The organism is Flavobacterium oncorhynchi, assembly GCF_002217355.1.
Classification (GTDB): Bacteria; Bacteroidota; Bacteroidia; order Flavobacteriales; family Flavobacteriaceae; genus Flavobacterium; species Flavobacterium oncorhynchi.
Window position 1 is genome coordinate 15,931 of record NZ_MUHA01000035.1, and the last position, 24,412, is coordinate 40,342.

Annotated in this window: 21 protein-coding genes; 8 read left to right on the forward strand and 13 right to left on the reverse strand. The window is 32.2% G+C overall.

The features are described from left to right. Positions 1 to 98: 98 nt before the first annotated feature. The 6 genes from B0A75_RS19640 to B0A75_RS19665 form a co-directional block, all read right to left on the reverse strand. On the reverse strand, positions 99 to 845 hold the full coding sequence (locus B0A75_RS19640) for an acyl-[acyl-carrier-protein] thioesterase (RefSeq protein ID WP_089055966.1): 747 nt from the start codon (positions 843 to 845) through the stop codon (positions 99 to 101). A 72-nt stretch (positions 846 to 917) separates the two neighbouring features. Beyond that, a complete protein-coding gene (miaA, locus tag B0A75_RS19645) occupies positions 918 to 1,838 on the reverse strand; it encodes a tRNA (adenosine(37)-N6)-dimethylallyltransferase MiaA (protein ID WP_089055967.1) in 921 nt (306 codons plus the stop codon). A gap of 154 nt (positions 1,839 to 1,992) precedes the next feature. After that, a complete protein-coding gene (locus B0A75_RS19650) occupies positions 1,993 to 2,832 on the reverse strand; it encodes an ion transporter (protein WP_089055968.1) in 840 nt (279 codons plus the stop codon). 29 nt (positions 2,833 to 2,861) lie between these two features. After that, positions 2,862 to 4,223, reverse strand: coding sequence for an exonuclease domain-containing protein (locus B0A75_RS19655; RefSeq protein WP_089055969.1), 1,362 nt, complete (start codon positions 4,221 to 4,223; stop codon positions 2,862 to 2,864). Between the two features lie 240 nt (positions 4,224 to 4,463). Next, entirely contained in the window at positions 4,464 to 4,760 is a 297-nt protein-coding gene (locus tag B0A75_RS19660; protein ID WP_089055970.1) for a putative quinol monooxygenase, read from the reverse strand. A gap of 216 nt (positions 4,761 to 4,976) precedes the next feature. Next, a complete protein-coding gene (locus B0A75_RS19665; protein WP_089055971.1) occupies positions 4,977 to 5,804 on the reverse strand; it encodes an SAM hydrolase/SAM-dependent halogenase family protein in 828 nt (275 codons plus the stop codon). A 278-nt stretch (positions 5,805 to 6,082) separates the two neighbouring features. On the opposite strand from B0A75_RS19665, the gene B0A75_RS19670 reads away from it, so the two are divergent. From B0A75_RS19670 to B0A75_RS19695, 6 genes are all read left to right on the forward strand, one after another. Then, on the forward strand, positions 6,083 to 7,033 hold the full coding sequence (locus B0A75_RS19670) for a PhoH family protein (RefSeq protein WP_089055972.1): 951 nt from the start codon (positions 6,083 to 6,085) through the stop codon (positions 7,031 to 7,033). 159 nt (positions 7,034 to 7,192) lie between these two features. After that, positions 7,193 to 7,885, forward strand: a complete 693-nt coding sequence (locus B0A75_RS19675) for a hypothetical protein (protein ID WP_089055973.1) — start codon at positions 7,193 to 7,195, stop codon at positions 7,883 to 7,885. Continuing rightward, on the forward strand, positions 7,882 to 8,244 hold the full coding sequence (locus tag B0A75_RS19680; protein WP_089055974.1) for a DUF1801 domain-containing protein: 363 nt from the start codon (positions 7,882 to 7,884) through the stop codon (positions 8,242 to 8,244). The genes B0A75_RS19675 and B0A75_RS19680 overlap by 4 nt, the downstream gene beginning before the upstream one ends. 139 nt (positions 8,245 to 8,383) lie before the next feature. Next, positions 8,384 to 9,220 carry a Cof-type HAD-IIB family hydrolase gene (locus B0A75_RS19685; protein ID WP_089055975.1) on the forward strand — a complete coding sequence of 279 codons (837 nt, stop codon included), beginning with the start codon at positions 8,384 to 8,386 and terminating at the stop codon, positions 9,218 to 9,220. Between the two features lie 193 nt (positions 9,221 to 9,413). Next, entirely contained in the window at positions 9,414 to 11,762 is a 2,349-nt protein-coding gene (locus B0A75_RS19690) for a S9 family peptidase (RefSeq protein ID WP_089055976.1), read from the forward strand. A 129-nt stretch (positions 11,763 to 11,891) separates the two neighbouring features. After that, positions 11,892 to 12,845, forward strand: coding sequence for a phosphoribosylaminoimidazolesuccinocarboxamide synthase (locus B0A75_RS19695; RefSeq protein WP_089055977.1), 954 nt, complete (start codon positions 11,892 to 11,894; stop codon positions 12,843 to 12,845). Between the two features lie 115 nt (positions 12,846 to 12,960). On the opposite strand, the gene B0A75_RS19700 is transcribed toward B0A75_RS19695, so the two are convergent. Next, a complete protein-coding gene (locus B0A75_RS19700) occupies positions 12,961 to 13,503 on the reverse strand; it encodes an SRPBCC family protein (protein ID WP_089055978.1) in 543 nt (180 codons plus the stop codon). 349 nt (positions 13,504 to 13,852) lie between these two features. On the opposite strand from B0A75_RS19700, the gene B0A75_RS19705 reads away from it, so the two are divergent. Beyond that, positions 13,853 to 14,233, forward strand: coding sequence for an ankyrin repeat domain-containing protein (locus tag B0A75_RS19705; protein ID WP_089055979.1), 381 nt, complete (start codon positions 13,853 to 13,855; stop codon positions 14,231 to 14,233). Between the two features lie 163 nt (positions 14,234 to 14,396). On the opposite strand, the gene B0A75_RS19710 is transcribed toward B0A75_RS19705, so the two are convergent. From B0A75_RS19710 to B0A75_RS19735, 6 genes are all read right to left on the reverse strand, one after another. Then, positions 14,397 to 17,495, reverse strand: a complete 3,099-nt coding sequence (locus B0A75_RS19710) for an efflux RND transporter permease subunit (protein ID WP_089055980.1) — start codon at positions 17,493 to 17,495, stop codon at positions 14,397 to 14,399. Between the two features lie 3 nt (positions 17,496 to 17,498). Further along, positions 17,499 to 18,584 carry an efflux RND transporter periplasmic adaptor subunit gene (locus B0A75_RS19715; RefSeq protein ID WP_089055981.1) on the reverse strand — a complete coding sequence of 362 codons (1,086 nt, stop codon included), beginning with the start codon at positions 18,582 to 18,584 and terminating at the stop codon, positions 17,499 to 17,501. A 12-nt stretch (positions 18,585 to 18,596) separates the two neighbouring features. Continuing rightward, positions 18,597 to 19,844 carry a TolC family protein gene (locus B0A75_RS19720; protein WP_089055982.1) on the reverse strand — a complete coding sequence of 416 codons (1,248 nt, stop codon included), beginning with the start codon at positions 19,842 to 19,844 and terminating at the stop codon, positions 18,597 to 18,599. Between the two features lie 87 nt (positions 19,845 to 19,931). After that, positions 19,932 to 21,290: a sensor histidine kinase gene (locus B0A75_RS19725; protein ID WP_089055983.1), complete on the reverse strand. Its 1,359-nt coding sequence runs from the start codon at positions 21,288 to 21,290 to the stop codon at positions 19,932 to 19,934. Next, positions 21,287 to 21,967 (reverse strand): response regulator transcription factor, encoded by a 681-nt coding sequence (locus B0A75_RS19730; protein WP_089055984.1) that lies wholly within the window; start codon positions 21,965 to 21,967, stop codon positions 21,287 to 21,289. Before B0A75_RS19730 ends, B0A75_RS19725 begins: the two co-directional genes overlap by 4 nt. 68 nt (positions 21,968 to 22,035) lie before the next feature. After that, positions 22,036 to 23,124, reverse strand: a complete 1,089-nt coding sequence (locus tag B0A75_RS19735; protein ID WP_089055985.1) for a M42 family metallopeptidase — start codon at positions 23,122 to 23,124, stop codon at positions 22,036 to 22,038. A gap of 81 nt (positions 23,125 to 23,205) precedes the next feature. Here B0A75_RS19735 and B0A75_RS19740 point away from each other — a divergent pair, with 81 nt between their 5' ends. Continuing rightward, positions 23,206 to 23,889, forward strand: coding sequence for a DUF4294 domain-containing protein (locus B0A75_RS19740; RefSeq protein WP_089055986.1), 684 nt, complete (start codon positions 23,206 to 23,208; stop codon positions 23,887 to 23,889). Positions 23,890 to 24,412: the final 523 nt, after the last annotated feature.

Genomic DNA, 24,412 nt, shown 5'->3' on the forward strand with positions numbered 1-24,412 from the left:
CGCGAGTAACTCCGTAACGAATGTCCAATCTTTGTAGAGCTTCTTGCGAAGATTTCTCCTCCGTCGAAATGACAAGATTGTGTAAATAGAGGAGAAATTTATTTCCAATGCAATTCTAAAGCAAAACAGGTTTTGTCGCCTTTTGTAATGCTGAATGTTGCTGTAGTATGATCGTCGTCTTCGCTTTCATGAATTACAACATTATCTTTTAATGAAAGTTCTTTTATGAAATTCATTTCAAAGCTTTTTACTTCCTGTTTCATGATTCTTTTTGGGTCAACATGATCGAGACACCATTCGAGGTATTTTACGTTGTTTACGTGATTTACAATGTCTAAATCAGATAAATAAACTATTTTTTCAAAAACAGCTTCTTTTTCGTGATTGATGTTTATTTTAGAAAAGCCTTCCTCAGTGGCTCTATTTTCAGGGAATAATTCGAAATGTTCGTAAGGTAACGCTAAAGCTTCCGGACGGCGTAATTGTGTATTGAAAACTGCCCAATAAGTCTCGCAGCCTACAATTTTCTTTCCGTTTACATACATTTCTAAAGCACGAACAGAGCGTGAATTTTCTAGGCTATTAATCCATGTTTTTACTGTTACAACGTCTTGCCATTTGGGTAAAGCGTGAACTTCAACTCGCATTCGACTTAAAACCCAAGCTTGGTGAAATTCCTGCATATCATAAAAGCTGATTCCTCCAACTTCTGAATGTGCGGCAGCGGTTAATTGTAAAATATTGCACAGATCGGTATATTTTAAGAAACCTGTTGGCGTACATTGTGTAAAATTGATTTCCCAGTCTTTACTTAAAACGGATGTAAAATTTGGAGATATTGGCATTTTTTAATTTTAGATTGTTGAGTTTAGATTTTTCTTTTTGAGAATAGAAGAAAGATGAAAGAAAAGAGACTTTTACTTTAGAATATTTTCTATGTAAGTTGTAATTTCTTTTCTATCTGTTGCGTAATCAAACCATTTGGTGTTTTCATTTCGTTTGAACCACGTTAATTGTCTTTTGGAAAATCTTCGTGTATTTTTTTTGATTTCATCTATGGCAAAAGGCAAAGTGAATTCTCCATCAAAATAACTAAATAATTCTCTATAACCGACCGTTTGAAGCGCATTTAACGCTTTATTAGGATACAATGCTTTTGCTTCTTCAAGTAAACCTTCATTCATCATAATATCTACGCGCTGGTTGATTCGGTTGTAAATAACTTCTCTATCTGCATCTAAACCAATTAAAATAGGAGTGAAGTCTCTATTGTTTTTCTTTTGATTTAAAAATGATGAATAGGGTTTTTGGGCTCCAATACAAACTTCTACAAAACGCATCATTCGCTGTGGATTTTGTAATGTTTGCGGGTTTTCTACCGTTATTTTTTGATAATATTCGGGATCTAAATTTTTCAGTTGCTCTTGAAGATATTCAATTCCAAGTTTTTCATAGTTAGAATTTACTTGAGAACGAATTTGAGGATCGATTTCAGGAAATTCATCGAAACCTTTTAAAATGGCATCAACATATAGGCCTGAACCGCCAATAAGAATGACAAAATCATTGGTTTGAAATAGTTCTTCAATTTTGGCTAAAGCTTCTTTTTCGTAATCGCCTACGGTGTAATTTTCGAAAATAGATTTATTTTGAATGAAATGATGCTGGGCAGAATTTAATTCTTCTTGATTAGGTACTGCAGTTCCAATTGTCATTTCTTTGAAAAACTGACGGCTGTCGCAAGAAACGATTTCGCATTTGAAATGTTTTGCCAAAGCAATGCTTAAGGCGGTTTTGCCTATTGCTGTTGGTCCGACAATGGTAATTAGGTATTTCATATTATTTTTAGCCCGGATGGAAATGAAAACCCCGGACTTATGTTTGTTCGTTTTTTTTGGGATAAAAAAGCGACTTCAGAAGCTCTTTTTATGCCTTTAAAAAACAACAAAGATAAGGAGGAGTTGCAATGTAAAGCCGGATCAGCTTCTAAATTTAACTATTTGGCAATTGAGTTCCGCATTCGTAACAATATTTGGCGTTATCGAAGTGAACTTGCGATTGACATTTTTTGCATGTTTTTTTAGTGTTTACGGAACTGCTTTTTAGACTGCTTTTTGCAAATTCTGCAGTCACAATTCCTGTTGGTACGGCAATGATTCCGTAACCTAAAATCATTACAAATGCAGCAATAAACTGTCCTAAAGGAGATTGTGGCGAAATATCGCCGTAACCAACTGTTGTCAGGGTTACGATTGTCCAGTAAATTCCCATCGGAATACTTGTAAATCCTGATTCTTTGCCTTCGACCAAATACATAATTGTACCAATGATTACGGTGCTGATAAGTACAAAATAGATGAAAACTAAAATTTTCTCTTTGCTGGCTTCTATTGCGTCTTTAAGTTGAGCAGATTGATGAGAGATTTGAGGAATATGCAGTATCTTGAATAATCGGAAAAAACGCAGCGCTCTAACAACGGATAAAACACTTGCTCCAGGAAAAAATATAGATAAATACATGGGTAAAACGGCAAGTAAATCGATAATTCCGTAGAAACTGAAAACGTATTTAACTGGTTTTTGAATGGAGATGATTCTTAAGATATATTCTATTGTGAAAAACACAGTAATAATCCATTCGCAAATAAGCAGCTGGTTATGGTATTTTTGGCTGATTCCTTCAACGGTATCAAGCATAATAAGAAGAACACTTAATAATATCAATCCCAATAAAACCAAATCGAACATTCGTCCTAATATGGTATTAGTACCGTATAGAATGATTTTTATTCGTTCTCTGAATATTTCGTAGTTCGTTTTTTTGTTTTTCATATCGGCGAAGCTAATGATAGTTTCGAGCGTTAAAAATGCAGAATTTTGAGATTTTTATTTTTACGGATGTAGTTCTGTATAATATTTTTTACATCTCGATTGTGCTGCATTGGTATTAAAATATTCTTTAGAATTTCGATATTCGTAATTTGATAGTTTAGATCGTAATATGCGTAACCTTTGTAGATGCCATTTTCGATTAAAACTGCACTTCTTTCATTTACATTTCGGCCTCTGTCTTTTAAGATCATGCTTTTATTCTCAAAACTATTTTCAGAGATAAACTGCTGCACTCGGGCATTGTAAACTTCTGGGGTAATTTCGCCAATACAAGCCCCGTCGCACTGCTTTATTTTATATTGAAAACACTCTTTTTTTGTTTGATAAAGTCCTGTCAGTTTTTGACATAGATGATATTTTTCGGTAAATCTAAAAAGAGCATTTTTAGCTTCTTGCAGGGTAACAAATGAAGTAATTTCTCGTTTACGACCGTCCGTTTTTTCAATTTTTAAATTAATATAACCGTTAGAATCTTTCTCAGAATATAAGGCGTATTGAAAAATTGTTTTGCGCTGAGCGCGATTATATCTAGGTCTGTTTATTTTTATTTCTTCACTTTCTTTTAAAAGAGCGATTAATTCACTTCCGGTTTCATCGTATGTAATAGTAAAAACTTCAGCTTGAATTTTTTTACTTTTTGTTGTGATTCCTGTAAAATGTTGGTTGATTCTTTTCTTTATGTTTTGACTTTTACCAATGTATATTAAAGTCCCGCTTTCGTTGTAAATATAGTATACGCCGGTTTTAGCAGGCATTTGGTTTAATAGATCTAGAAATTTTGGTGCAATTCCTTTTTCTACTTCCAGCTTTATAAAATCTTTTACGATTGTTTTTTCTAAGTCTTTTTCTAAAAGCATTTTAAATAGCTTTGTAGTTGCCATTGCGTCTCCGCTGGCGCGATGTCTGTCTGCCATTGGAATTCCAAGAGCGCGCACTAGTTTTCCCAAACTATATGAAGGCTGTTCTGGAATTAATTTTTTTGCAAGTTCAACGGTACAAAGTGTTTTTGCTTGAAAGTCATAACCCAGACGTCTAAATTCTGTGCGTAAAATGCGATAATCAAATGATGCATTGTGAGCGACAATAATACAGTCTGAAGTTATTTCGATGATTCGCTTGGCAACTTCAAAAAATTTTGGAGCTGACTGTAACATAGCATTATTGATTCCAGTTAATTTAACCACAAATGGCTGAATTGGAATTTCGGGATTAATTAGGCTAATGAATTGATCGACAACTTCATGACCATCAAATTTATAGATGGCAATTTCAGTAATTCCTTCTTCATTAAACTGGCCTCCAGTAGTTTCTATGTCTAATATTGCGTACATTCTTAGATCTCAATGGTCAATGAATAAAAAATGAAAATCAAATAATTTGTTTTTTTATCCTTAAAAAAGGATTTTAAAAAAGATTAATTTATTTGCTTTTGTATTCTCTTTTATTAGAGAATATCTTCATTTTTATATTCTTGAATTATAATATATTTTCAGGTTTCAAGATAGAAAATAGTACTTGAAAAACCATTCTTTTTTTTAAAATTATTGTAAGTTTAAAATTGAAAATCGAATTTAAACTAAAGTCACAATTTTGTCGACACTCCAAGCTTCTGGTTTGGCATTGAATAGTTTTTTTGTAAAAGTCCAAACGCTGTTAAAAAGTTCAGATTGTCGATAATTTTCTAAATCGCTTTCGGTTTCCCAATAACTATAGGTAAAAAAGATACATTTATCGTTTTTATCTTGATACAATTCTAAAAAACGATTTCCTTCTGCATTGCGTATTTTGTCTTTAACAGATTCAAAATTCTCCAGAAAATCAGAGATTTTATCTTCGTGAAAACTCATTTTTACAATTCTGACAAACATGTATTCAATTTTTAGAGTGTTGTTTTTTTAGATTTATTGAAAATCTGAAAGCTTATAGGTGGGCAAAAGTACCAAAAGGGATTGTTCTTTTTATGAAAAAGTAAAATATTATAAAATCATAGTTTTTTACAATATTGTCATTTCTGATGAAAAATATCAAAAGTCTTCACGTGAATTTACTAAATCAGCAAAATCTTTGTATAATTTAATTTAAAATCAAGAAAATACAATAGTAATTACATCGCGATAATTCAATCCTAATAAACTATTTGCAGAACCTACCTTTGATGGATTGCTTCTAAAAATGGCGATTTCAAGAAATCCTGCTTCATTAAAAATAGCTAGTTTTTCGCCCTCATAGGTTTTAATAGGGTATTTGTCTGAAGTTGCTATATCTGAATAATTGGGTAGAATTGTTTTGATGCTTTTTGGTTTCATGACGATTTCGTACGGACGTCCGCGCGAAACTTCTAAAAATTGTTTTTTAGAGATATTGGTAACGACATTTCCAAAATGATCGATATAAATAACATATCCTTTAAGCGTATTTCCATCCGCAGAAACAATTGCCTGTAATTCGGTTACTTCTTTAACAGCAGGGATTTCTTTTCCAATAACGTTTAGTAATCCGCCTTTTGCAATGTGGCAGGCAACTTGTATAAAAATGTCTAAATCGCTGGATTCAACTGGAAAACGATCGTGTATATTAATAGCTACAATTTTCTGCGGAACGATTTTTTGCGTAAGCATACTTAAAATCCCGTTATCTGCACAGATAAAGAAATGATCGTTCCATTGCATGGCTATATGCTGGTTTTCTTTGTTGCGTTCAATATCAACACCAATCAAATGAACGGTGCCTTTTGGAAAGCTTAAATATGATGCTCCGATTATATAACTTGCTTCGGCAGTGTTAAATGGATCAACATCGTGCGAAATGTCAATGATTTTTGCCTCAGAAAACTCTGAAAGAATTTTACCCTTCAGCGAACCAACAAAGTGGTCTTTTAAGCCGTAATCAGTAGTAAGGGTAATTATTGACATCATTTTGTTTATAACTATTGGTAGTATTTAAATCTAATTTTCATTAAATTTGAGAAATGCAAATCTAAGAATAGTAAAAACAAATTGAAAGAAAGAAAAGACAAATTGTAATAAAATATATAGAGTCTCAATTTTCAGTTTCAGTTTTCAGTCTTTTAACAAAAAGTTATTTTAATTGGTACTTAAAAGTATAGATGCGACTGAAAATCATAACATAAAAAAACCCGACAGCAATAGATTTACAAAACAAATTTATTTTTAATTTAAATTTATCTCCTTTGAACGAAAGAATTATCGAGCTAATAGACATCGCTCCAAAAGACTTTTGGGGCGCGCAGGATTCTCATCTTGAAATTATTAAAAAGTACTACCCAAAGCTTAAAATCGTAGCGCGAGGGACCACTTTGAAAGCCTTTGGCGAAAAAGAAGTTTTAGATGAATTCGAAAAGAGATTTCAGAGGCTTATGCTTCATTTTACCAGATACAACAACATTGATGATAATGTAATTGAACGTGTAATTATGAGTGATGGTCAGGATGAAAAAAAAGCATACGATCATGACAAAATATTAGTTCACGGAGTTGGCGGTAAAATAATCAAAGCCATGACGCCAAATCAGCAACTGCTGGTGGATACGATCAAAAAAAATGATATGGTTTTTGCCATTGGTCCAGCTGGAACAGGTAAAACATATACGGGTGTTGCGATGGCGGTAAAAGCGCTTAAAGACAAAGAAGTAAAAAGGATAATTTTGACTCGTCCGGCGGTAGAAGCAGGTGAAAATCTAGGTTTTTTACCCGGCGATATGAAAGAAAAACTAGATCCTTACATGCAGCCGCTTTATGATGCTTTGCGCGATATGTTACCCAATGAAAAACTCGAAGATTACATTTTAAAAGGAATTATTCAGATTGCGCCTTTAGCTTTTATGCGCGGACGAACGCTTGATAATGCCTTTGTAATTCTAGACGAGGCACAGAATACGACGCATTCACAAATGAAGATGTTTTTGACTCGTATGGGAAAAAACGCTAAGTTTATGATTACTGGAGATCCTGGGCAGGTCGATTTACCGCGACGCACTATTTCGGGGCTTAAAGAAGCGATTTTGGTTCTGAAAGATATTGACGGAATTGGAATTATTTATCTTGATGATAAAGATATCGTTCGCCACAGATTAGTGAAAAAGGTTATCGACGCTTACAAGCAAATAGAAAATCACGATTAAGTTTAATTTTTGTGAAATGTTAAATGTAAATCGTAAAGTGTGTTTTGACATTTATTAATATTCGTTTTATTCATAATTCTAATTAATTTAGAAGTGAGTAAAACGAATATTTTTTTGAATCATTGACAAATTAAAAAAAGATGTATCAGTTTATAAAAAATGGAAAGTAAAATTATTTTAATTCTAGGTTTGTTGTTTTTTTCATTTAAGTTTTATGCTCAAAAAAGGGAAAATAATAGCTCGAAAAAAAACAAAAATAAATTGACAGGTAAAGAGATTGTTTTAGAATTAGATAAATTAAACTTTTTCAATTTAACTGAAAAGAAAGACCTAAAATTAACCAAAGAAGATTTTGAAAAATCTTATGATGAGTTGAGTTTTTTTGAAGGTTATATGAAAGACGATTTAAGTTTTACAGATAATAGATTTTACTTTATTGATTCTGAAACATTATTTGAAGGTGGAGGTTTAACAGAATATTTAGAAACTATAAAACCTTTATTTGATAAACTTAATCTAAAGCTTTCTTTCTCGGACGAAAATAATAATCAAACAAAAGAACATTGGACGCACAAAATAAAGCTTAATGGAAAAGAGTACACTGCTTTTGATAACGATTTTGGTGATTATGACTGGGGAATTGCATATTTAAATTTTATTGAAATGTTAAATGACCAATTAAAATTGCAAAATAGTAATGAACAATTTTATCCTATTAGTTCTGGTAATGACGGGCGAATAGTCTTATTAACTAAAGAGCAATTTGATTTTATTACATTAAATTACCCAAATAATAATGAGCGTCCTACAACTATAGATAATTGGAAAAAAGAGCTTGAATTTAAAAAATGAAACAACTAGATGATTTTTACCTAAACCAAGAAGAGCCCATAAAAGGGACATTTTTTGCATTAAAAGAAATCATCTTAAAACAAGACAAAGACATTACGCACGTTCTAAAATACGGAATGCCTTTTTTTTGTTATAAAGGAAAAATGTTCTGCTATTTATGGAAGCATAAAAAAAATAATCAGCCTTATATAGGAATCGTAGAAGGAAAGCATTTTGATGAACCTTTTTTGCTTCAGGAAAAACGATCAAGAATGAAAATTATGATGCTTAATTCTAATGAAGATTTGCCTTTGGAGCAGATTGAATCAGTAATTCAGAAAGTTTTAAAATTATATAAAACGGGCATTATTAAAGTTTAAAATGGTTAATAAGTATTATTTAACGAAATAGTTAAATAAATAATAAACTTACCTTATTTTGAGCTTTAAAACCTTTTAAACTTTGTTTGGCTGGGCTTAAAGCCGTAAATTTGCACATCATAAATATTTGATTATTAATATGACAAATCTTAAAAATATAAAAGTTGTAGTAAGTGATTTAGATGGAACTTTACTCAACCCTCAACATCGAATTTCAGATTATACGAAATCAATTTTTCAAGAACTTCACAATCAAAATTATCTTATTGTAGTGGCTACAGGGCGTCATCATCTTGATGCGATGGCAATTATCGAAACTCTTGAAGTTCCTGTTTATTTAGTAAGTTCAAATGGAGCCAGAATACATTCGCCAGAAAAGGAAGAACTTTTTGCTTTTGATTTAGAAAGCGATGTAGTTAAAGCAGCCTTAAATGTTGAAATCGACCCTGAAATCACCGTAGTTTTATTCAAAGAAAATGTTTGGCAGACCAATAGAGTAAATGAAAGGTTAAATGCTTTTCAGGCTGAATTGAAATATCGCCCTGAATTAGTTGATTATAAAACTCTTGAAGATTTTAGTGCGATCAAAATTTTCTTTTCATGTGACAATCATGAAAAATTAGTAGCATTAAAAGATGCTGTTTTGGCTAATTCTTCTGATAATTTGCATCATGCTTTTAGTTTGCCAACTTGTTTAGAGTTTATGGATAAATCTGTAGACAAAGCTGTTGCAATCGGAAAAGTTCTAGAAAAAGAAGGTTTTACTTTAGATCAGGCAGTTGCATTTGGTGATGGTTTTAACGATGTACAAATGTTGGCAGCAGCCGGAAAAGGATTAATTATGGGCAACGCTCCAGCTTTATTAAAAGAGACATTGCCTAATTTAGAAGTGATAACATCAAATGCCGAAGATGGTGTGGCGAAGTATATTGCTTCAAAAATATTGAATAAAGAATTTGCAGTAAACGAAGCATAATTATTAAAATAGATATATAAGGTTTAGGATTTTGAATTTTAGACTTTTGATAAAAATAAGATCCTTGAAGGTAATTCTTCAAGGATTTTATTGTTAAATGGATATTATGTAGAAGATTTTGCAAGGAAATTACAAAAATGTTTTTTTAGTAAATTTCAACGTGTATTTTTGTTTTCTCATAAAAACTAATACCATGACAAAAAACATTTTTATTGCTGCCTTTCTAATTTTTTCAATAAAAGGGTATAACCAAACATTGAAATTAGAGGAAATAATGAAAGGCGAATCTTTTATAGGAAATCAACCCACAAACGGACGCTGGTCTTTAGATAGCAAAAAAGTTTATTTTGATTGGAATCCAACTAATGATTTGGGCGCAAGTACTTATTCCTGGCAAAAAGGATCTGTAAAGCCTGTTTTGGTTGAACCAAAGGAAGCCGCTTTTTCTAAACTTGATTTTAAAAGAAAACCGGGATCAGATTTAGTTTATTATTTAGATAACGGAAGATTGTTTTCGTACTCTATTGCTTCAAAAACAACAAAAAAAATCTATCAGCAAAGTGCACCAATTTCAAATCTTGAATTAGGCAGTGAATCTGGAATAGTATTTTTTGAGCAAAATGATAATATTTTTAAATACAATGCAAAAGAGGGAAGTGTTTTGCAAATTACCAATTTTAGTAAAGGCGAGAAAAAAAGTAAAACACCTGAGAAGGATTCTTTCTTAAAAACACAACAGAAAGAATTATTTCAGTTTATTAGAGATGCTGAAGCAAAAAAACAATGGAATCTAGCAAAAAGTAAAGCTGTTAAATCTGATTTTGCTAAAGAATATTTTTATGGAAAGGATAATTTTTATAATCTAAAAGCGAATCCAAATGGGACTTTTGCAACATTTTGTTTAGCAGAAGAAGCAGATGTTAAAAAAGAAAAAATGGAAGTTTTTATAACTAGTGATGGTTATAATCAATCGCCTGAGACAAAAGAAAAAGTATCTACGGCAAATTTCGTTAAAACAAAATTCGGAATTTATTCTGTTGCTAAGGATTCTGTTTATTTTGTTGATTTTTCAAAATTGAGCCACATTCAAGATGTTCCTAAATATTATGAATCATACGATAACTTGAAAAGCAAGGCAAAAGAAGATAAGTTAATTGTAGCTCAGGCTCCAGTTTACAACGAAAACGGTTCAATTGGAATTGTTGAAATCAGAAGCCAAGATAACAAAGATAGATGGTTAGTGAGTTTAAATCTTGAGAGCGGAACATTTAAAGAAATTGAGCATCAGCATGACGAAGCTTGGATTGCTGGACCAGGAATACCATCTTATTCTTTTGATTCTGGAATTCTAGGTTTCTTAGCAGATAATGAAACTCTGTACTTTCAATCTGAAGTAACAGGCTATTCACATTTATATACTTATAATTTTAAATCGAATAAAAAAGCGCAGCTTACAAGCGGCAATTGGGAAGTGCGCGATGTGACGCTTTCTAACGATAAAAAAACATTCTATTTAACAACCAATACCACACATCCAGGAAACAGGAATTATTATAAATTAGCTGCTTCTGGCGGTGCTTTAGAGCCTGTTTTAACTAAAGATGGAGCGCATGAAGTAGTAGTTTCGCCAGATGAAAAAGTGTTGCTGGTACGTTATTCATATAAAAATATTCCATGGGATTTATACATTGCTGATAACAAAAAAAATACTTCACTGCAACAAATTACTTCTTCGGTTTCTGAAAGTTTCAAAAATTACAAATGGAGAGAGCCTGAAGTTATAACATTTAAAGCACAAGACGGAACTCCTGTATACGCTAGATTATATACGCCAAAAACGGAAACTTCGAATAAAGCTGCGGTTATTTTTGTTCATGGTGCAGGATATTTGCAAAACGCTCATAATTATTGGAGTAATTATTATAGAGAGTATATGTTTCATAATATGCTGACTGATTTAGGTTATACCGTTCTAGATATTGATTATAGAGGAAGTGATGGTTATGGAAGGGATTTTAGAACTGGTATCTATCGTTTTATGGGTGGAAAAGATTTGACCGATCAATTGGATGGTAAAAAATATTTGGTTGAGAAGTACGGAATTGATGCTGATAGAGTTGGTATTTATGGCGGGTCTTACGGAGGTTTTATTACTTTAATGGGAATGCTTACTACTCCTGGCGAATTTGCTTCGGGAGCAGCTTTACGTTCAGTTACAGATTGGGCACATTACAATCACGGATATACCGGTAATATTTTGAATTTCCCAGAAACAGATCCAATTGCTTACAAAAAAAGCTCTCCTATTTATTTTGCAGATAATTTAAAAGGAAACTTAGTGATGCTTCACGGAATGGTTGATGATAATGTAGAATACAAAGATATTGTTCGTTTGTCACAACGTTTTATAGAGTTGGAGAAAAAGAATTGGACATTAGCCTCTTTCCCTGTTGAAGCACACGGATTTAAGGAAACTTATTCTTGGATAGACGAGTACAGCAGAATTCTGAATTTATTCAATTCGACTTTGTTGAAGAAATAAGTTAGCGATGCAGCTTTATAATTTAAGGTTTGCACGGAGATTAAAAGAAAAAAAGAATCTGAATAGATTCTTTTTTTCTTTTAAATAGTTTTAAATTTGCATTCATAAAAAACAACACAACTTAGGATAATGAGTAATACAATCACAACTACAAATTTTAATTTTCCGAATCAAAAGTCAGTTTACCGCGGAAAAGTTAGAGAAGTTTATAATATCAACGACGAGCTTTTGGTAATGGTCGCAACAGATAGACTTTCGGCTTTTGATGTGGTTTTGCCAAAAGGGATTCCATACAAAGGGCAAATTTTGAATCAAATTGCAACAAAATTTATGGAACTTACAGCAGATATTGTTCCAAATTGGTTAATTGCAACTCCAGATCCTAATGTAGCTGTTGGACATTTATGTGAGCCTTTTAAAGTTGAAATGGTTATTCGTGGTTATGTTTCTGGTCATGCTGCACGTGAATATGCTGCAGGAAGAAGACAAATTTGTGGTGTAACAATGGCCGAAGGTTTGAAAGAAAATGACAAATTTCCTGAGCCAATTATTACGCCAACTACAAAAGCTGATAACGGTTCACATGATGAAGATATTTCTCGTGAGGATATTTTATCTAAAGGAATTGTTTCTGAAGAAGATTATTTGGTTTTAGAAAAATATACACGAGCGTTATTTCAAAGAGGAACTGAAATTGCTGCTTCTCGCGGTTTAATTTTAGTAGATACAAAATACGAATTCGGAAAAACAAAAGACGGAGTTATTGTTTTAATTGATGAAATTCATACACCAGATTCTTCTCGTTATTTTTATGCTGATGGATATCAAGAAAGACAAGATAAAGGAGAGGAGCAAAAACAATTGTCTAAAGAGTTTGTTCGCCGCTGGTTAATTGAAAATGGTTTTCAAGGACAAGAAGGACAACAAATTCCTGATATGACAGAAGCTTATATTGAATCAGTTTCTGAAAGATATATTGAATTATACGAAAATATTTTAGGAGAAAAATTTGTTAAAGCTGATATCGACAATATTGATCAGCGTATTAATAAAAATGTATTAGATTATCTAAGTACTAAATAATAAGTCAAAGGCTTTAAATTTATTTTTAAACTAGACTTTTCCAACTAAAAATGCCTTGCAGGTTTATAATCGCAAGGCATTTTTTATATTTTAAAAGACTATTTTTCCACGAAATTTACTTTTCTTCCATTTGATCTTTTAAATTTTCAAGACCTTTTTGCAAATCGTTTCCAATCATTTGATCCATTTTCATCATTGGCAGCATTATATTCATAGGAAAAGGAATAACACCATTAACTCCCCATTTTACTTTAGTTTGATTTCCGCCCAAACTTTCGGTTGACATGAAACCATTGGCGGTGTCATCCATTGGCTCTTTAAAACGAAGTGCAAAATCCAGTCGTGAGTTAGGAATAATTTTGGTTATTTCCTGTTCTCCTACACCAACTTCTTTAACTTTACTTTCCCATGCTGAAATCGCACCAACAGTTCCATCAACACCTTTAAAAGTTGATTTCATTTTTGGGTCAATGTTTGCCCAGACACTAAATTGATTTTGATTTTTTAGATATTTCACATAATTAAAAACAGTGTCAACAGGTTTGTTGATGGTAATTTCTCTTTCGACAGCATAATTTTTTGGCATGAAGTAAGCTGCAATTAGTACAATAGAAAAAACTAAAATTAAGATAACCAGAATTTTTTTGATAAGTCCCATAATCTTTGGTTTAGATAGTTAATTACTTTTTTGAAAATTAGTTAAATAATAAGCATTAATGATTGTAAAGTTATAAAAGTAAAACGCTGTATTTTAACACGTTTAAATTTTTTTGAAGATTTTTTTTATAAAATTTCATTTTTAGTGTAACATTTTTGTAATCTCTGCGTCTATATAAGTGTAGGCGAAAAAGTTTAATAACAATTAGATTAAATTTATAAGCCTTTCATTAACTGAATGTTAGTAATTTGTTAAAACATATTACCTTGTAATACATAATACATAAAATTGCTTACATTTACATAGAATTTAAAAATCATCAATATCAATCAATTAACAATCAATCATTATGAAAAATTCAATCATTTATTTAGGAGTTGCTTTAGTAGCGTTTGCCAATGTTTCAATGGCATCAAATCAAACATCACTTGTGAAACCACAAATGGAAATTACAAAGATTTTCTCTTCGCCATTAAATGTGGCAGTTAGTAAAGGAGATCTTGCATTCGTAAAAAAACTTATTGAGTACGGAGCAGATGTAAACGAAATGTCTGAAGATTTATCACCTTTAATGACAGCAGCACGCTACAACAAAGCTGAAATTATGAAAGTTTTAATAGCAAATGGAGCTCGCATAAACGAAAAAAATGAAAAAGGCTATACAGCATTAAAATATGCTGAATTATCAAATGCGACAGATGCTATCGCTATTTTGAAAGAAGCAAAATAAACATTTGTTCTAAAAGTTTAAAGAGTTTGAGTTAGTAAATGAAACGACCTTCCTGAGCAGAAGGTCGTTTTTTTTTGTGCCTAGAAATCAAAAAAGCATCATTAAAAATGATGCTTTTTCTTTTTGAACCTATTTAATTAACCACTAATTAATTTTAAAATCCCTATTCGATAGGCGCATGTTTTCTACGATTGAAAATCCAGAATAAAATAGGGAAGACCAAGAGCGTTAGAATTGTTGCTGTAACTAATCCTCCAATAATTACAATCGCAAGAGGTTTTTGAGATTCAGATCCAATTCCAGTTGAGATTGCAGCTGGCATTAAACCAATTGATGCCATTAATGCTGTCATAATTACCGCTCTTGTTCGTGCTTTTACACCTCTAAAAATCGATTCTTCGAGTGAGAATTTTGCCTTGATATTGTGATGAAATTCAGATATTAAGATTACTCCATTCTGAATACAAATTCCGAGTAAAGCGATAAATCCAACTCCGGCAGAAATTCCGAAATTCATACCTGTAAGATGCAAAGCAATAATTCCTCCAATTACGGCAAAGGGAACATTTGCTAATACAAGCAGTGAGTCTTTTAGATTTCCAAACAAAATAAACAGCAGCACAAATATTCCAATTAAACTTATTGGTACAACCTGCGCTAAACGGGCACTTGCACGAACTTGATTTTCAAATTCGCCAGTCCAGCCAGTTGTATAACCAGTTGGCATTTTTACTTCGGCTACTTTCTTTTGTGCTTCTGCAATTGTACTTCCTAAATCTCGATCTCTCACAGAAAATTTAACTCCTATAAAACGTTTTGTATTATCTCTATAGATAAAAGCAGGTCCTGTAATCGTTTTAATGTCGCAGATTTCTTTCAATGGAATTTTCGCGCCATTTATAGTAGGAACTTTTAATTCGGCTAAATCTTCTTCGTCTTTTCGATACTCTTTAGAAAAACGTACTCGAACATCAAATTTCTTCTCATCTTCATATTTTTCTGTTGCCGTTTTTCCTCCAAAAGCTAATTCTAAAACAGCTTGAGCATCACTTAAAGTTACGCCGTATGCTGCCATTTTTTCGCGATCTAAAACGACGCTTATTTCTGGCTGACCTACATTTCGCAGAATCCCAACATCTTTGATTCCTGGAATATCTTTAATTTTTGCTAAAACCTGATTAGAAAGTTCGTCAAGTTTATCTAAATCGTCTCCATAAATTTTCACCGCATTCGAAGCTTTAAAACCAGCGACAGATTCTGCTACGTTGTCAATAACGGGCTGTGAATAATTATAGGTAATTCCTTGGTGAACTTTTAGCTTTTCATCCATTTCATTAATTAAATCATCCATTGTAATTTTTCGCTTCCATTCGGCTTTTGGTTTTAAATCAACTTGTAGCTGAATAAATCCAAAACCATTAGGATCTGTTCCGTCATTGCTTCGACCTGTTTGCGAAAGTACTTTTTTAACTTCAGGAAAAGTTTCTAGATCTTTTCTTATCATTGCAGCCGTTTTTACACTTTCTGGCAATGATGTGCTCATTGGTAATTCTGCTGTTACCCATAAGGCGCCCTCATTTAATTGAGGTAAAAATTCAGTTCCTAAAAAAGTAGCTGAAAAAAATGTAGCAGCAATAATTCCTATTGATAGAACTAATGTTTTTACTTTATGTTTAAATGTCCAAGCAAATCCTTTACCTACAATTCTATCCCAAAAGTTCACAAACGGATTATTCTTTTCTTTTACATTTTTGTTCAGTAAAATATGAGATAAAACTGGAACTAAAGTCAGCGTGAAAAGTAATGCACCCATTAAAGCAAAACCTAATGTATAGGCTAGGGGAGAGAACATTTTTCCTTCTACTTTCTGGAAGGAGAATATTGGAAGTAATGCTGTAATAATTATTAATTTAGAGAAAAAGATGGCTTTACCCATTTCGGTTCCCGTTTTCTTAATAATGCTTCCCTTGGCAATTTTATTATACGCTGTCATTCCTAATTGATGCGCACGGTGGTCTAACACTACAAACAATCCTTCAACCATTACCACCGCACCATCAATAATTATCCCAAAATCGACCGCTCCCAAACTCAGCAGGTTGGCACTCATTCCCATCATTTTTAGACATAAAAAGGCAAATAATAAGGAAAGCGGAATTACAATTGAAACCGTAAAAGTTGTTCGCCAATCGGCCATAAAAAGAAACACAACACAAGTAACGAGAATGATTCCTTCAAATAAATTATGCATTACCGTTTCGGTCGTGAAATTCATTAAATTATCACGATCATAGAAAGTTTCTATTTTAATGTCTTTCGGAAGTACATTTTCATTTAAATCTTTTATTTTGTCTTTAATTAAGGCTAATGTTTCTTGTGCATTTTCGCCTTTTCGCATTACAACAATACCTTCAACGGCATCATCATTTTTGCCAATACCAGTTTGACCAACTCTAGGCATCGCACTTTCGTAAACTGATGCTACATTTTTTACCAAAATAGGATTTCCGCCAGCATCGTCAACAATTATGTTTTCGATATCAGAAATAGATTTTAGTAAACCAACACCTCGAACAACAAAAGCTTGTCCGTTTTTTTCAATGATATCACCTCCAACATTCAAGTTTCCTGCATTTACGGCATTGTAAACCTGAAGAGGTGTAATGTTGTATTTTGCAAGTTTTATAGGGTCAACACCAACTTCATACGTTTTATCTTGACCTCCAAAAACATTTAAATCGGCAACACCTGGAACTGCGCGTAATTGTTTATCAATTACCCAGTTTTGGTAGGTTAATAATTCACGGCTGTCTCTGCTGTCGCTTTTTACAATATATCTAAAAATTTCTCCGGTTGGTCCATACGGTGGTTGAACATCTGGCTCAACATCATCAGGAAGTTTTACATTTTTAAGCAGATTATTTACTTGAAAACGAGCGAAAGTATCATCTACACCATCATCAAAAATAATTTTGATAACAGATAAACCAAACATTGTAATACTTCGGACACTAGTCTTTTTTTGAACCGAGTTCATCGAAATTTCGATAGGCGAAGTAACAAAACGTTCAACTTCTTCGGCACTTTTTCCATTCCATTGAGTGATGATTATGATCTGTGTATTGGTAACATCTGGAAAAGCGTCAATAGGCATATTTTTGAAGGAAATAAATCCTGCGACGGCCAGTACTCCAACCCAAAAAAAGGTAAATGCTTTGTTCTTAAGCGAGAAAGCAATAATGTTTCTTATGAATTTGTTCATGTCTTAATCGTTTAATGCGCGATAAATAAATAACTGATTATTAGTAATGACCTTTTCATTTTCCTTTAAACCGCTTGAAATGTAAGTTGTGTCTCCTACAACTCTAAAAACTTCAACTTGTCTAGTTTCAATATTATGACGATCCTTGAATATCATTACAAAGTTTTTACTTTTATCAAAAACAATGGCGTCACTAGGAATTGCTATCATTGATTTATCCTCATTAAAAGATAATTTTATGTTTGCATTCATATCAGGTTTTAGCAAAAATCCTGGATTTTGAAGTTTTATTCGTGCTTGCATTGCCTTAGTCTGTGGATCAATTACATTGAATATTTTATCTACTTTACCTTTAAAGATTTTATCTGGATAACTTAAAGTTGTAACGCTGGCATCAATACCTAGTTTTACTTTATTAATATCAATTTCGTTGATATTTGCCATTGCCCAAACTTCACTGATTTCTGCAATATCAAATATGTTTTCAGAACGGTCAGATCTTAAAAGCATATCTTGATTAATGCTTTTTTGAATAATAAATCCACTAATTGGAGCAGTTACTTCGTAAATTGAACCTGCTTTTATGTTATAGATTTTATAAGTTTCCTGAATTTTACTTAGTTGAGATTGGGCTTTGTTTACTTCAGATTTTGCTTGGAGTACATCGCTTTCAGAATTTAATTTTCCGTCAAATAATTCTTGTGCCACCTTTAAATTGTTTTTAGCAACTAGTAAATCGCTTTTAGCGTCTATAGATTGCTTTTCAAAATCGGCTACATCAGTACTTTTTATAATAGCCAAAACTTGTCCTTTATGTACGTAGTCACCAAGTTCTACATTAACTTTGATTACATTACCGCCAACAAGAGGGTAAACATCTATCATTTTATTATTGTCGGCCGTAATTTTTCCATAAAAGCTTAATTCATTTTTTACAATTTGAGTTGTTGCAGTTGCGGTGCTTGTGGTTTTAAGCATACTGTCACTTAGTGCAAATGAAGAATTGGTTTGAGGATTTTCTACTTCCTTTTTGCAGCTTGTCAGCGATAAACTAACAATTGCAATTCCTATAATTAGTGTATGTTTCATTATTATTTAGTTTTAGAATAAATCCTTGTTGATTGTACTGTTTAATTCTTCTCCAGATAAGGCTAGTTTTTTCTTTAGTTCGTTAACTTGAAGATTTGCTTGATTGTAGCTTTCCATAAAATCCGTAAATTCTAATAAGCTGATATTTCTTTTTTGAAAATTGGCTAAAATTCCGTTGTAAACTGCTTCAAAATCGGAGTTAACAGTTGGTTTAATTACAGTATAATTTTTTCTAGATTCATTCCATTTATTCCAAGCCGATGTAATTTCAGTTTGCAGTTGTAGATCAAAATTTTGCTTCTCTACTTTTGACTGTGCCAGAATGGTTTGCGCGTATTTAATGTTTCCTTTGTTTTTGTTCCAAAGCGGGAGTGGAATTCCAATTGATAGATTTGCTTCTTTTTCAAAAGCGCCGCTTCGCTGGTCATAGTTTGCACCTAAAGTGATGTCAGGAATAGAAAGTGATTTTTGCCATTTGACATTTAATTCATTTGCTTCAATTTCTTTTTGCTGAGCTAAATAATCAGGGCGATTTGCAATTGCTTCATCTTGAAAAGATTTTAAATCAAATGGTATTGTTTTTAAGTATTTATTAAAATCATCTTTTGAAACATTTGGAATAATAGTTTCAGTTTCGTTTAATAGGAGTTTTAAGTTTGCCTGCTCTTCAATGCTATTATTTACAACTTCCATTCTCTCATTCTTAAAGTTTAAATAAAGTGATTGTAAACGAACAAGATCTTTTAATGCAATATTTCCTTTCTGTACTTGTACAGAGTATGAATTGATTAAGTCTTCAATATGTGCAAGCTGATTATCTGTCGTTTCAAGGCTTTTTGTGTTGTAGTAAACCGTGTAAAAACTTTTACGCAGCTGCAGCTTTAATGTTCGAAGCAAATCGTTGAATTGGAGTTCAGCTAATTGTTCATTAGTTTTTGCCAGTTTTACTTCATTGCGTTTTTTTCCGCCCAAGTAAATTAACTGTTCTATACCAAATGCTTTTTGACCATCTTTTCCTATATCAAAATACTGATTCCTTTCAGGATTATAAGCATTTAATTCTGCAGTAATAGTTGGGTTGTCCCAAATTTTTGCCTGAATGGTCAATGCTTTTGAGGCATCGATATTATATTGAGATGCCAATAAAAAAAGGTTCTTTTTAAGAAATTGGCTTTCACAGTCTTGAAGAGTAACTGTTTTCTGAGCCACAATTACTTGATTGAAGAATACAAGTAACAGCAATGCATATAGTTTTTTCATTGTATCAAATTTATTTTATACAAATATGCTATCAGTAGACTTTAAGACACCTTAAAATCTACCTTAAAAATACCTTAAAATAAATTATTAATGAAAAATTAATTGAAATAAATTTGTGTTTTCGTCTGTTACAGTGTAAGTTATGCTTGATTGGTGCAGGTTTAAGATACGGTTTACAATGCGTAAACCAAGTCCGAATCCCGTTGTCCCTTTTGAATTTTCTCCGCGCATAAAGGGTTGAAAAAGATTTTTCTGCTCATTCTCGGTCAGCGTTTTTCCAGTGTTTGAAATCGAAATAACTAGAGAGTCGCCCACTGCACTTATTTTTACTTTTGCCTGTTTGTTATCCGAATAAACACAGGCATTTTTTAAAACATTACTTATCGCAATTTCTAAAAGGTTTTTATTTCCCTTAATTTCCAGAGCCGAATCTAAGTTTTCACTTTCTTCCATTTCAAAAAGAATTACAAAGTCAGGAAAGCTTTTATTCAGATTTTCAATTGCCGAAAACAAAATTTCATCTAAACGATGAGTTTCAGTATTTTCCTGATTTTTGCTGTCAATTTTAGAAAGAGTAAGTAATGAAGTAATTAATTCTGTCAGTTGGTTTACATCTGATAAAATTGTTTTTAGGAAGCTTTTGTTTTCAACAGTTGTTTTAGGATCTGCAACTACATTTTCTATTTGAGATGTAATTCTAGATAATGGCGTTCTGAGTTCATGCGATGCGTGCGCAGTAAACTCCTTTTGCTTTTGATAAGAAATTTCAATTCGATCCATCATGAAATTGAATTCATTGGCAATTAAATCAATTTCATTTTTATTACTTTTTGATTTTATGCGAGTATCGAGATTGTTCTCGTTGATGTTTTTTATTTTTTGATGAAACAAACCTAACGGGTTCATTGCTTTTTTGACCATAAAAGAGGTTAATACCCAGCAAAGACAGGTAAAGAAGATATAAGATATAACTAAGGTATATCGTAAAAAAAGTAATTTACGTTTGCCGTAATCATCTGTTGCTGATATTAGAGCGTAAAAATCTTTGTCTTTAGTATCATAGAAAACGCCGTATACTTCATAGTCTCCTTGTTGTTTAAAGAAAGTTTTATGCTTTTTAAGATATTTTAAATCATCAACAGACCAATTAATTTTAGCGTCATCAATACTGCTGTAAATGAGTTTAAATTGCGAATCAAATACCAGTGTTTTTTCGTCATACAGTTTATTTATAGAATTTTGATCGATCATTTTTAAAAGTTGATCATCAACTTCTTTAACATTAACTAATAACTTAATGTTCGAAAGCGCTTTAATTTCTAATCGATCTCTAAATTCTTCTTTTCTAAAATTAGAATATAAAACAAATATCACAGTTGAAGCCAATCCAAATAGGATTGTAAACAGCAGGCTTACTAAAAGTGATATTCTGTTTTTTAAAGTCATTCTTGATTGCTTAAATAGTATCCATAACCAATTTTAGTTCGTATAAGTTTTACTTCATGATCCTTATCGATTTTCTTGCGTAGAAAATTGATGTAAACTTCAATTGTGTTTTGATTCGTTTCTATATGATAATCCCATAATTTTTCGGCAATAAACTGCTTTGATAACACTTTACCTTTAGCATGAGCTAAAATTAGGATCAGATTAAATTCTTTCGGAGTCAATTTAATTTCTTCTCCAGCGCGAAAAACTTTCATTTCATCTTCTTGAATTTCTAAATCTTCAATAAGAATTTTTTGTTCTGTTTGCTGCGGAATTTCCTTTCGTCTTAGTAAAGAGGAAATTCTTGCGTATAATTCTTCAAAATGAAAAGGTTTTACCAGATAGTCATCAGCACCATTATCAAAAGAAGCCAATTTATCTTCAATTTCACTAAATGCCGTAAGCATTATTATGGGTGTTTTTTTATCAACCTCTCGAATACCTTTGCAAACCTCAATTCCATTTGTTCCAGGAACATTTATATCAAGAATGATTAAATCATACTCATAAGGAAAGTATTTTTTAAGAAGTAAAGTTCCGTCATAGAATGGAAAACACTCGATTTTTTTTGTGGCGAAAAATGCTGAAATCTCTTTAGATAAAGTAAAGTCGTCTTCGAGTAGTAAAATTTTCATGGTATTTATTAAGTATTAGTCAATTTGGCTGCTCTTAAAGCAGCCAAATTGACATTTTGTAGATTTTCTTATTTAAAATAAGAAAAAGTTTCATTGTTTTCAATCTTCAATATTGAAGCATAAATCAGCTGAATTACATTTTCTACATCTTCTCTGTGCACCATTTCTACAGTTGTGTGCATATAACGTAAAGGCAGCGAGATTAATGCAGATGCTACACCGCCGTTACTATATGCAAATGCATCAGTATCCGTTCCAGTAGCTCTTGAAGTTGCATGACGTTGAAAAGGAATTTTGCATTCCTCGGCCGTATCAACAATTAAATCACGCAATTTATTTTGAACTGCCGGAGCATAGGCAATAACGGGGCCTTTACCCATTTTTAGATCTCCCTCAACTTTTTTGTCAATCATTGGAGTAGTAGTATCATGGCAAACATCAGTTACAATTGCAACATTTGGTTTAATAGTCTGAGCAATCATTTCAGCACCGCGTAAACCAATTTCTTCCTGAACAGAATTTACAATATACAACCCAAAAGGAAGTGTTTTTTTGTTTTCGTGCAATAAACGAGCAACTTCGGCAATCATAAAGCCGCCCATTCTATTATCGATCGCTCGACAAACGAATTTATTTTCATTCAGAATCATAAATTCATCAGGATATGTTATTACGCAGCCAACATGAACGCCCATCGCTTCGACTTCTTCTTTTGTTTCACAGCCTAAGTCAATAAAAATGTTGCTTAATTTTGGAATTTCTTCCTTGTCTCGTAAACGTGTATGAATTGCAGGCCAGCCAAAAACACCTTTTACAATTCCTTTTTTAGTATGAATATTAACTCTTTTTGATGGTGCGATTTGATGATCAGAACCACCATTTCTAATAACATATAATAAACCATCATCAGTAATATAATTTACATACCACGAAATTTCGTCAGCATGTCCTTCAATAACAACTTTAAAAGGAGCGTCAGGATTGATAACTCCAACAGCTGTACCATATGTATCAGTTATAAAAGTGTCTACATATGGTTTTAAATAATTCATCCAAAGCTTTTGTCCTTCACTTTCGTAACCCGTCGGAGAAGCATTATTTAGATAACTTTCTAAGAAAGAAAGAGAGGCATCATTTAAGATAGATTTTGTACTCATAAAAATATTTTTGCGCTAATTTATAAATTTGGTATTAGAGTTGTGTATAAATATATAATTTTACATTTAAATTAAGACTCCATGAGATTTACCTGCAGTATTTTATTTTTATTAATGATTTCGTTTTCCAGTATTGCACAAGTTACTCCGAAAGAAAATCAAGAAATGGGTTATATATTAACCGAGAAAGATTCTATTCTTAACGATACAATACAACTACCTGAAATTATTGTTTCAAAAGGTCAAAAATTAAGTCCCGAAGAACAAAAGCAATTTCAGATTTTACAGAATAGAGTTTATAAAGTTTACCCTTATGCAAAATTAGCGTCAGATAGATTGACTGCATTGAATAAAGGTATGGCACGTTTGAATAGCAATCGCGAAAAGAAAAAGTATTTTAAGATCGTTGAGGACTATCTTAATAATGAATTTGAAGACAGGTTAAAGAAGTTATCCAGAAAACAAGGTCAGATTCTTGTAAAATTGATTCATCGCCAAACGGGGATTACAACCTATGAGCTGATAAAGACTTTAAAAAGCGGTTTCAAAGCATTTGTGTCGAATACAACAGCAAATTTGTTTGATATAAGTCTGAAAACTGAGTATAAGCCATATGAAGTAAATGAAGACTATCTAATAGAAACAATTTTGGTTCGTGCTTTTGAGTCTGGGCGTTTACTCAATCAAACACCAGCTAATCCTGTAAATTATGATAATTTGATGGAGCATTGGGAAGCGAAAGCAAAAGCAGTCAATAAAAACTAATACTATAATATATAGTAATCATAGCCCGGCAGTTTTCCAAAACCTGTCGGGTTTGTTTTTTCTACATATATATGTATAAAGTCATACTATATAATATATAAGAGTAAGTTTTGTTTGGCTGATCAAAGTCGAAGCTTTTTAGAGTTTGGAATTTACTTTTTATAAGAAGCCATTCCTGCTGTCCGCTTCAATCTTTTTACGGTGAACCCCGCCGCAAAAAGGATTTCCACTGGTATCGGGACTAGGGGAGCTGTTTTGATGAGAAATTCATTGAATGAAAAGACAGTTCCATAATGAAATCAGAATAAAAAGGGAAAAACTCAGTGCCTTTGCGCCTCTGCGAGATTAAAAACGGCGGGAAGCGGCTTTTAAAAACTTAGAATCTCTTCAGAAAACAATATAAAAAGCTAAAAACTCGATAAAAGGGGAATGGTAAAAAGGGTTTAAAATACCAAAACAGCAGTGAAACGAAGAAAAACCGCACAAGGATTTAAAAAAAGAGAAATTGTAAAACACGAGTTAT

Bases quoted from the DNA above. Each gene is read 5' to 3' on its own strand.
- B0A75_RS19640 (WP_089055966.1), bottom strand. From the start codon at position 845: ATGCCAATATCTCCAAATTTTACATCCGTTTTAAGTAAAGACTGGGAA.
- miaA (WP_089055967.1), bottom strand. From the start codon at position 1,838: ATGAAATACCTAATTACCATTGTCGGACCAACAGCAATAGGCAAAACC.
- B0A75_RS19650 (WP_089055968.1), bottom strand. From the start codon at position 2,832: ATGAAAAACAAAAAAACGAACTACGAAATATTCAGAGAACGAATAAAA.
- B0A75_RS19655 (WP_089055969.1), bottom strand. From the start codon at position 4,223: ATGTACGCAATATTAGACATAGAAACTACTGGAGGCCAGTTTAATGAA.
- B0A75_RS19660 (WP_089055970.1), bottom strand. From the start codon at position 4,760: ATGTTTGTCAGAATTGTAAAAATGAGTTTTCACGAAGATAAAATCTCT.
- B0A75_RS19665 (WP_089055971.1), bottom strand. From the start codon at position 5,804: ATGTCAATAATTACCCTTACTACTGATTACGGCTTAAAAGACCACTTT.
- B0A75_RS19675 (WP_089055973.1), top strand. From the start codon at position 7,193: ATGGAAAGTAAAATTATTTTAATTCTAGGTTTGTTGTTTTTTTCATTT.
- B0A75_RS19680 (WP_089055974.1), top strand. From the start codon at position 7,882: ATGAAACAACTAGATGATTTTTACCTAAACCAAGAAGAGCCCATAAAA.
- B0A75_RS19685 (WP_089055975.1), top strand. From the start codon at position 8,384: ATGACAAATCTTAAAAATATAAAAGTTGTAGTAAGTGATTTAGATGGA.
- B0A75_RS19690 (WP_089055976.1), top strand. From the start codon at position 9,414: ATGACAAAAAACATTTTTATTGCTGCCTTTCTAATTTTTTCAATAAAA.
- B0A75_RS19695 (WP_089055977.1), top strand. From the start codon at position 11,892: ATGAGTAATACAATCACAACTACAAATTTTAATTTTCCGAATCAAAAG.
- B0A75_RS19700 (WP_089055978.1), bottom strand. From the start codon at position 13,503: ATGGGACTTATCAAAAAAATTCTGGTTATCTTAATTTTAGTTTTTTCT.
- B0A75_RS19705 (WP_089055979.1), top strand. From the start codon at position 13,853: ATGAAAAATTCAATCATTTATTTAGGAGTTGCTTTAGTAGCGTTTGCC.
- B0A75_RS19710 (WP_089055980.1), bottom strand. From the start codon at position 17,495: ATGAACAAATTCATAAGAAACATTATTGCTTTCTCGCTTAAGAACAAA.
- B0A75_RS19715 (WP_089055981.1), bottom strand. From the start codon at position 18,584: ATGAAACATACACTAATTATAGGAATTGCAATTGTTAGTTTATCGCTG.
- B0A75_RS19720 (WP_089055982.1), bottom strand. From the start codon at position 19,844: ATGAAAAAACTATATGCATTGCTGTTACTTGTATTCTTCAATCAAGTA.
- B0A75_RS19725 (WP_089055983.1), bottom strand. From the start codon at position 21,290: ATGACTTTAAAAAACAGAATATCACTTTTAGTAAGCCTGCTGTTTACA.
- B0A75_RS19730 (WP_089055984.1), bottom strand. From the start codon at position 21,967: ATGAAAATTTTACTACTCGAAGACGACTTTACTTTATCTAAAGAGATT.
- B0A75_RS19735 (WP_089055985.1), bottom strand. From the start codon at position 23,124: ATGAGTACAAAATCTATCTTAAATGATGCCTCTCTTTCTTTCTTAGAA.
- B0A75_RS19740 (WP_089055986.1), top strand. From the start codon at position 23,206: ATGAGATTTACCTGCAGTATTTTATTTTTATTAATGATTTCGTTTTCC.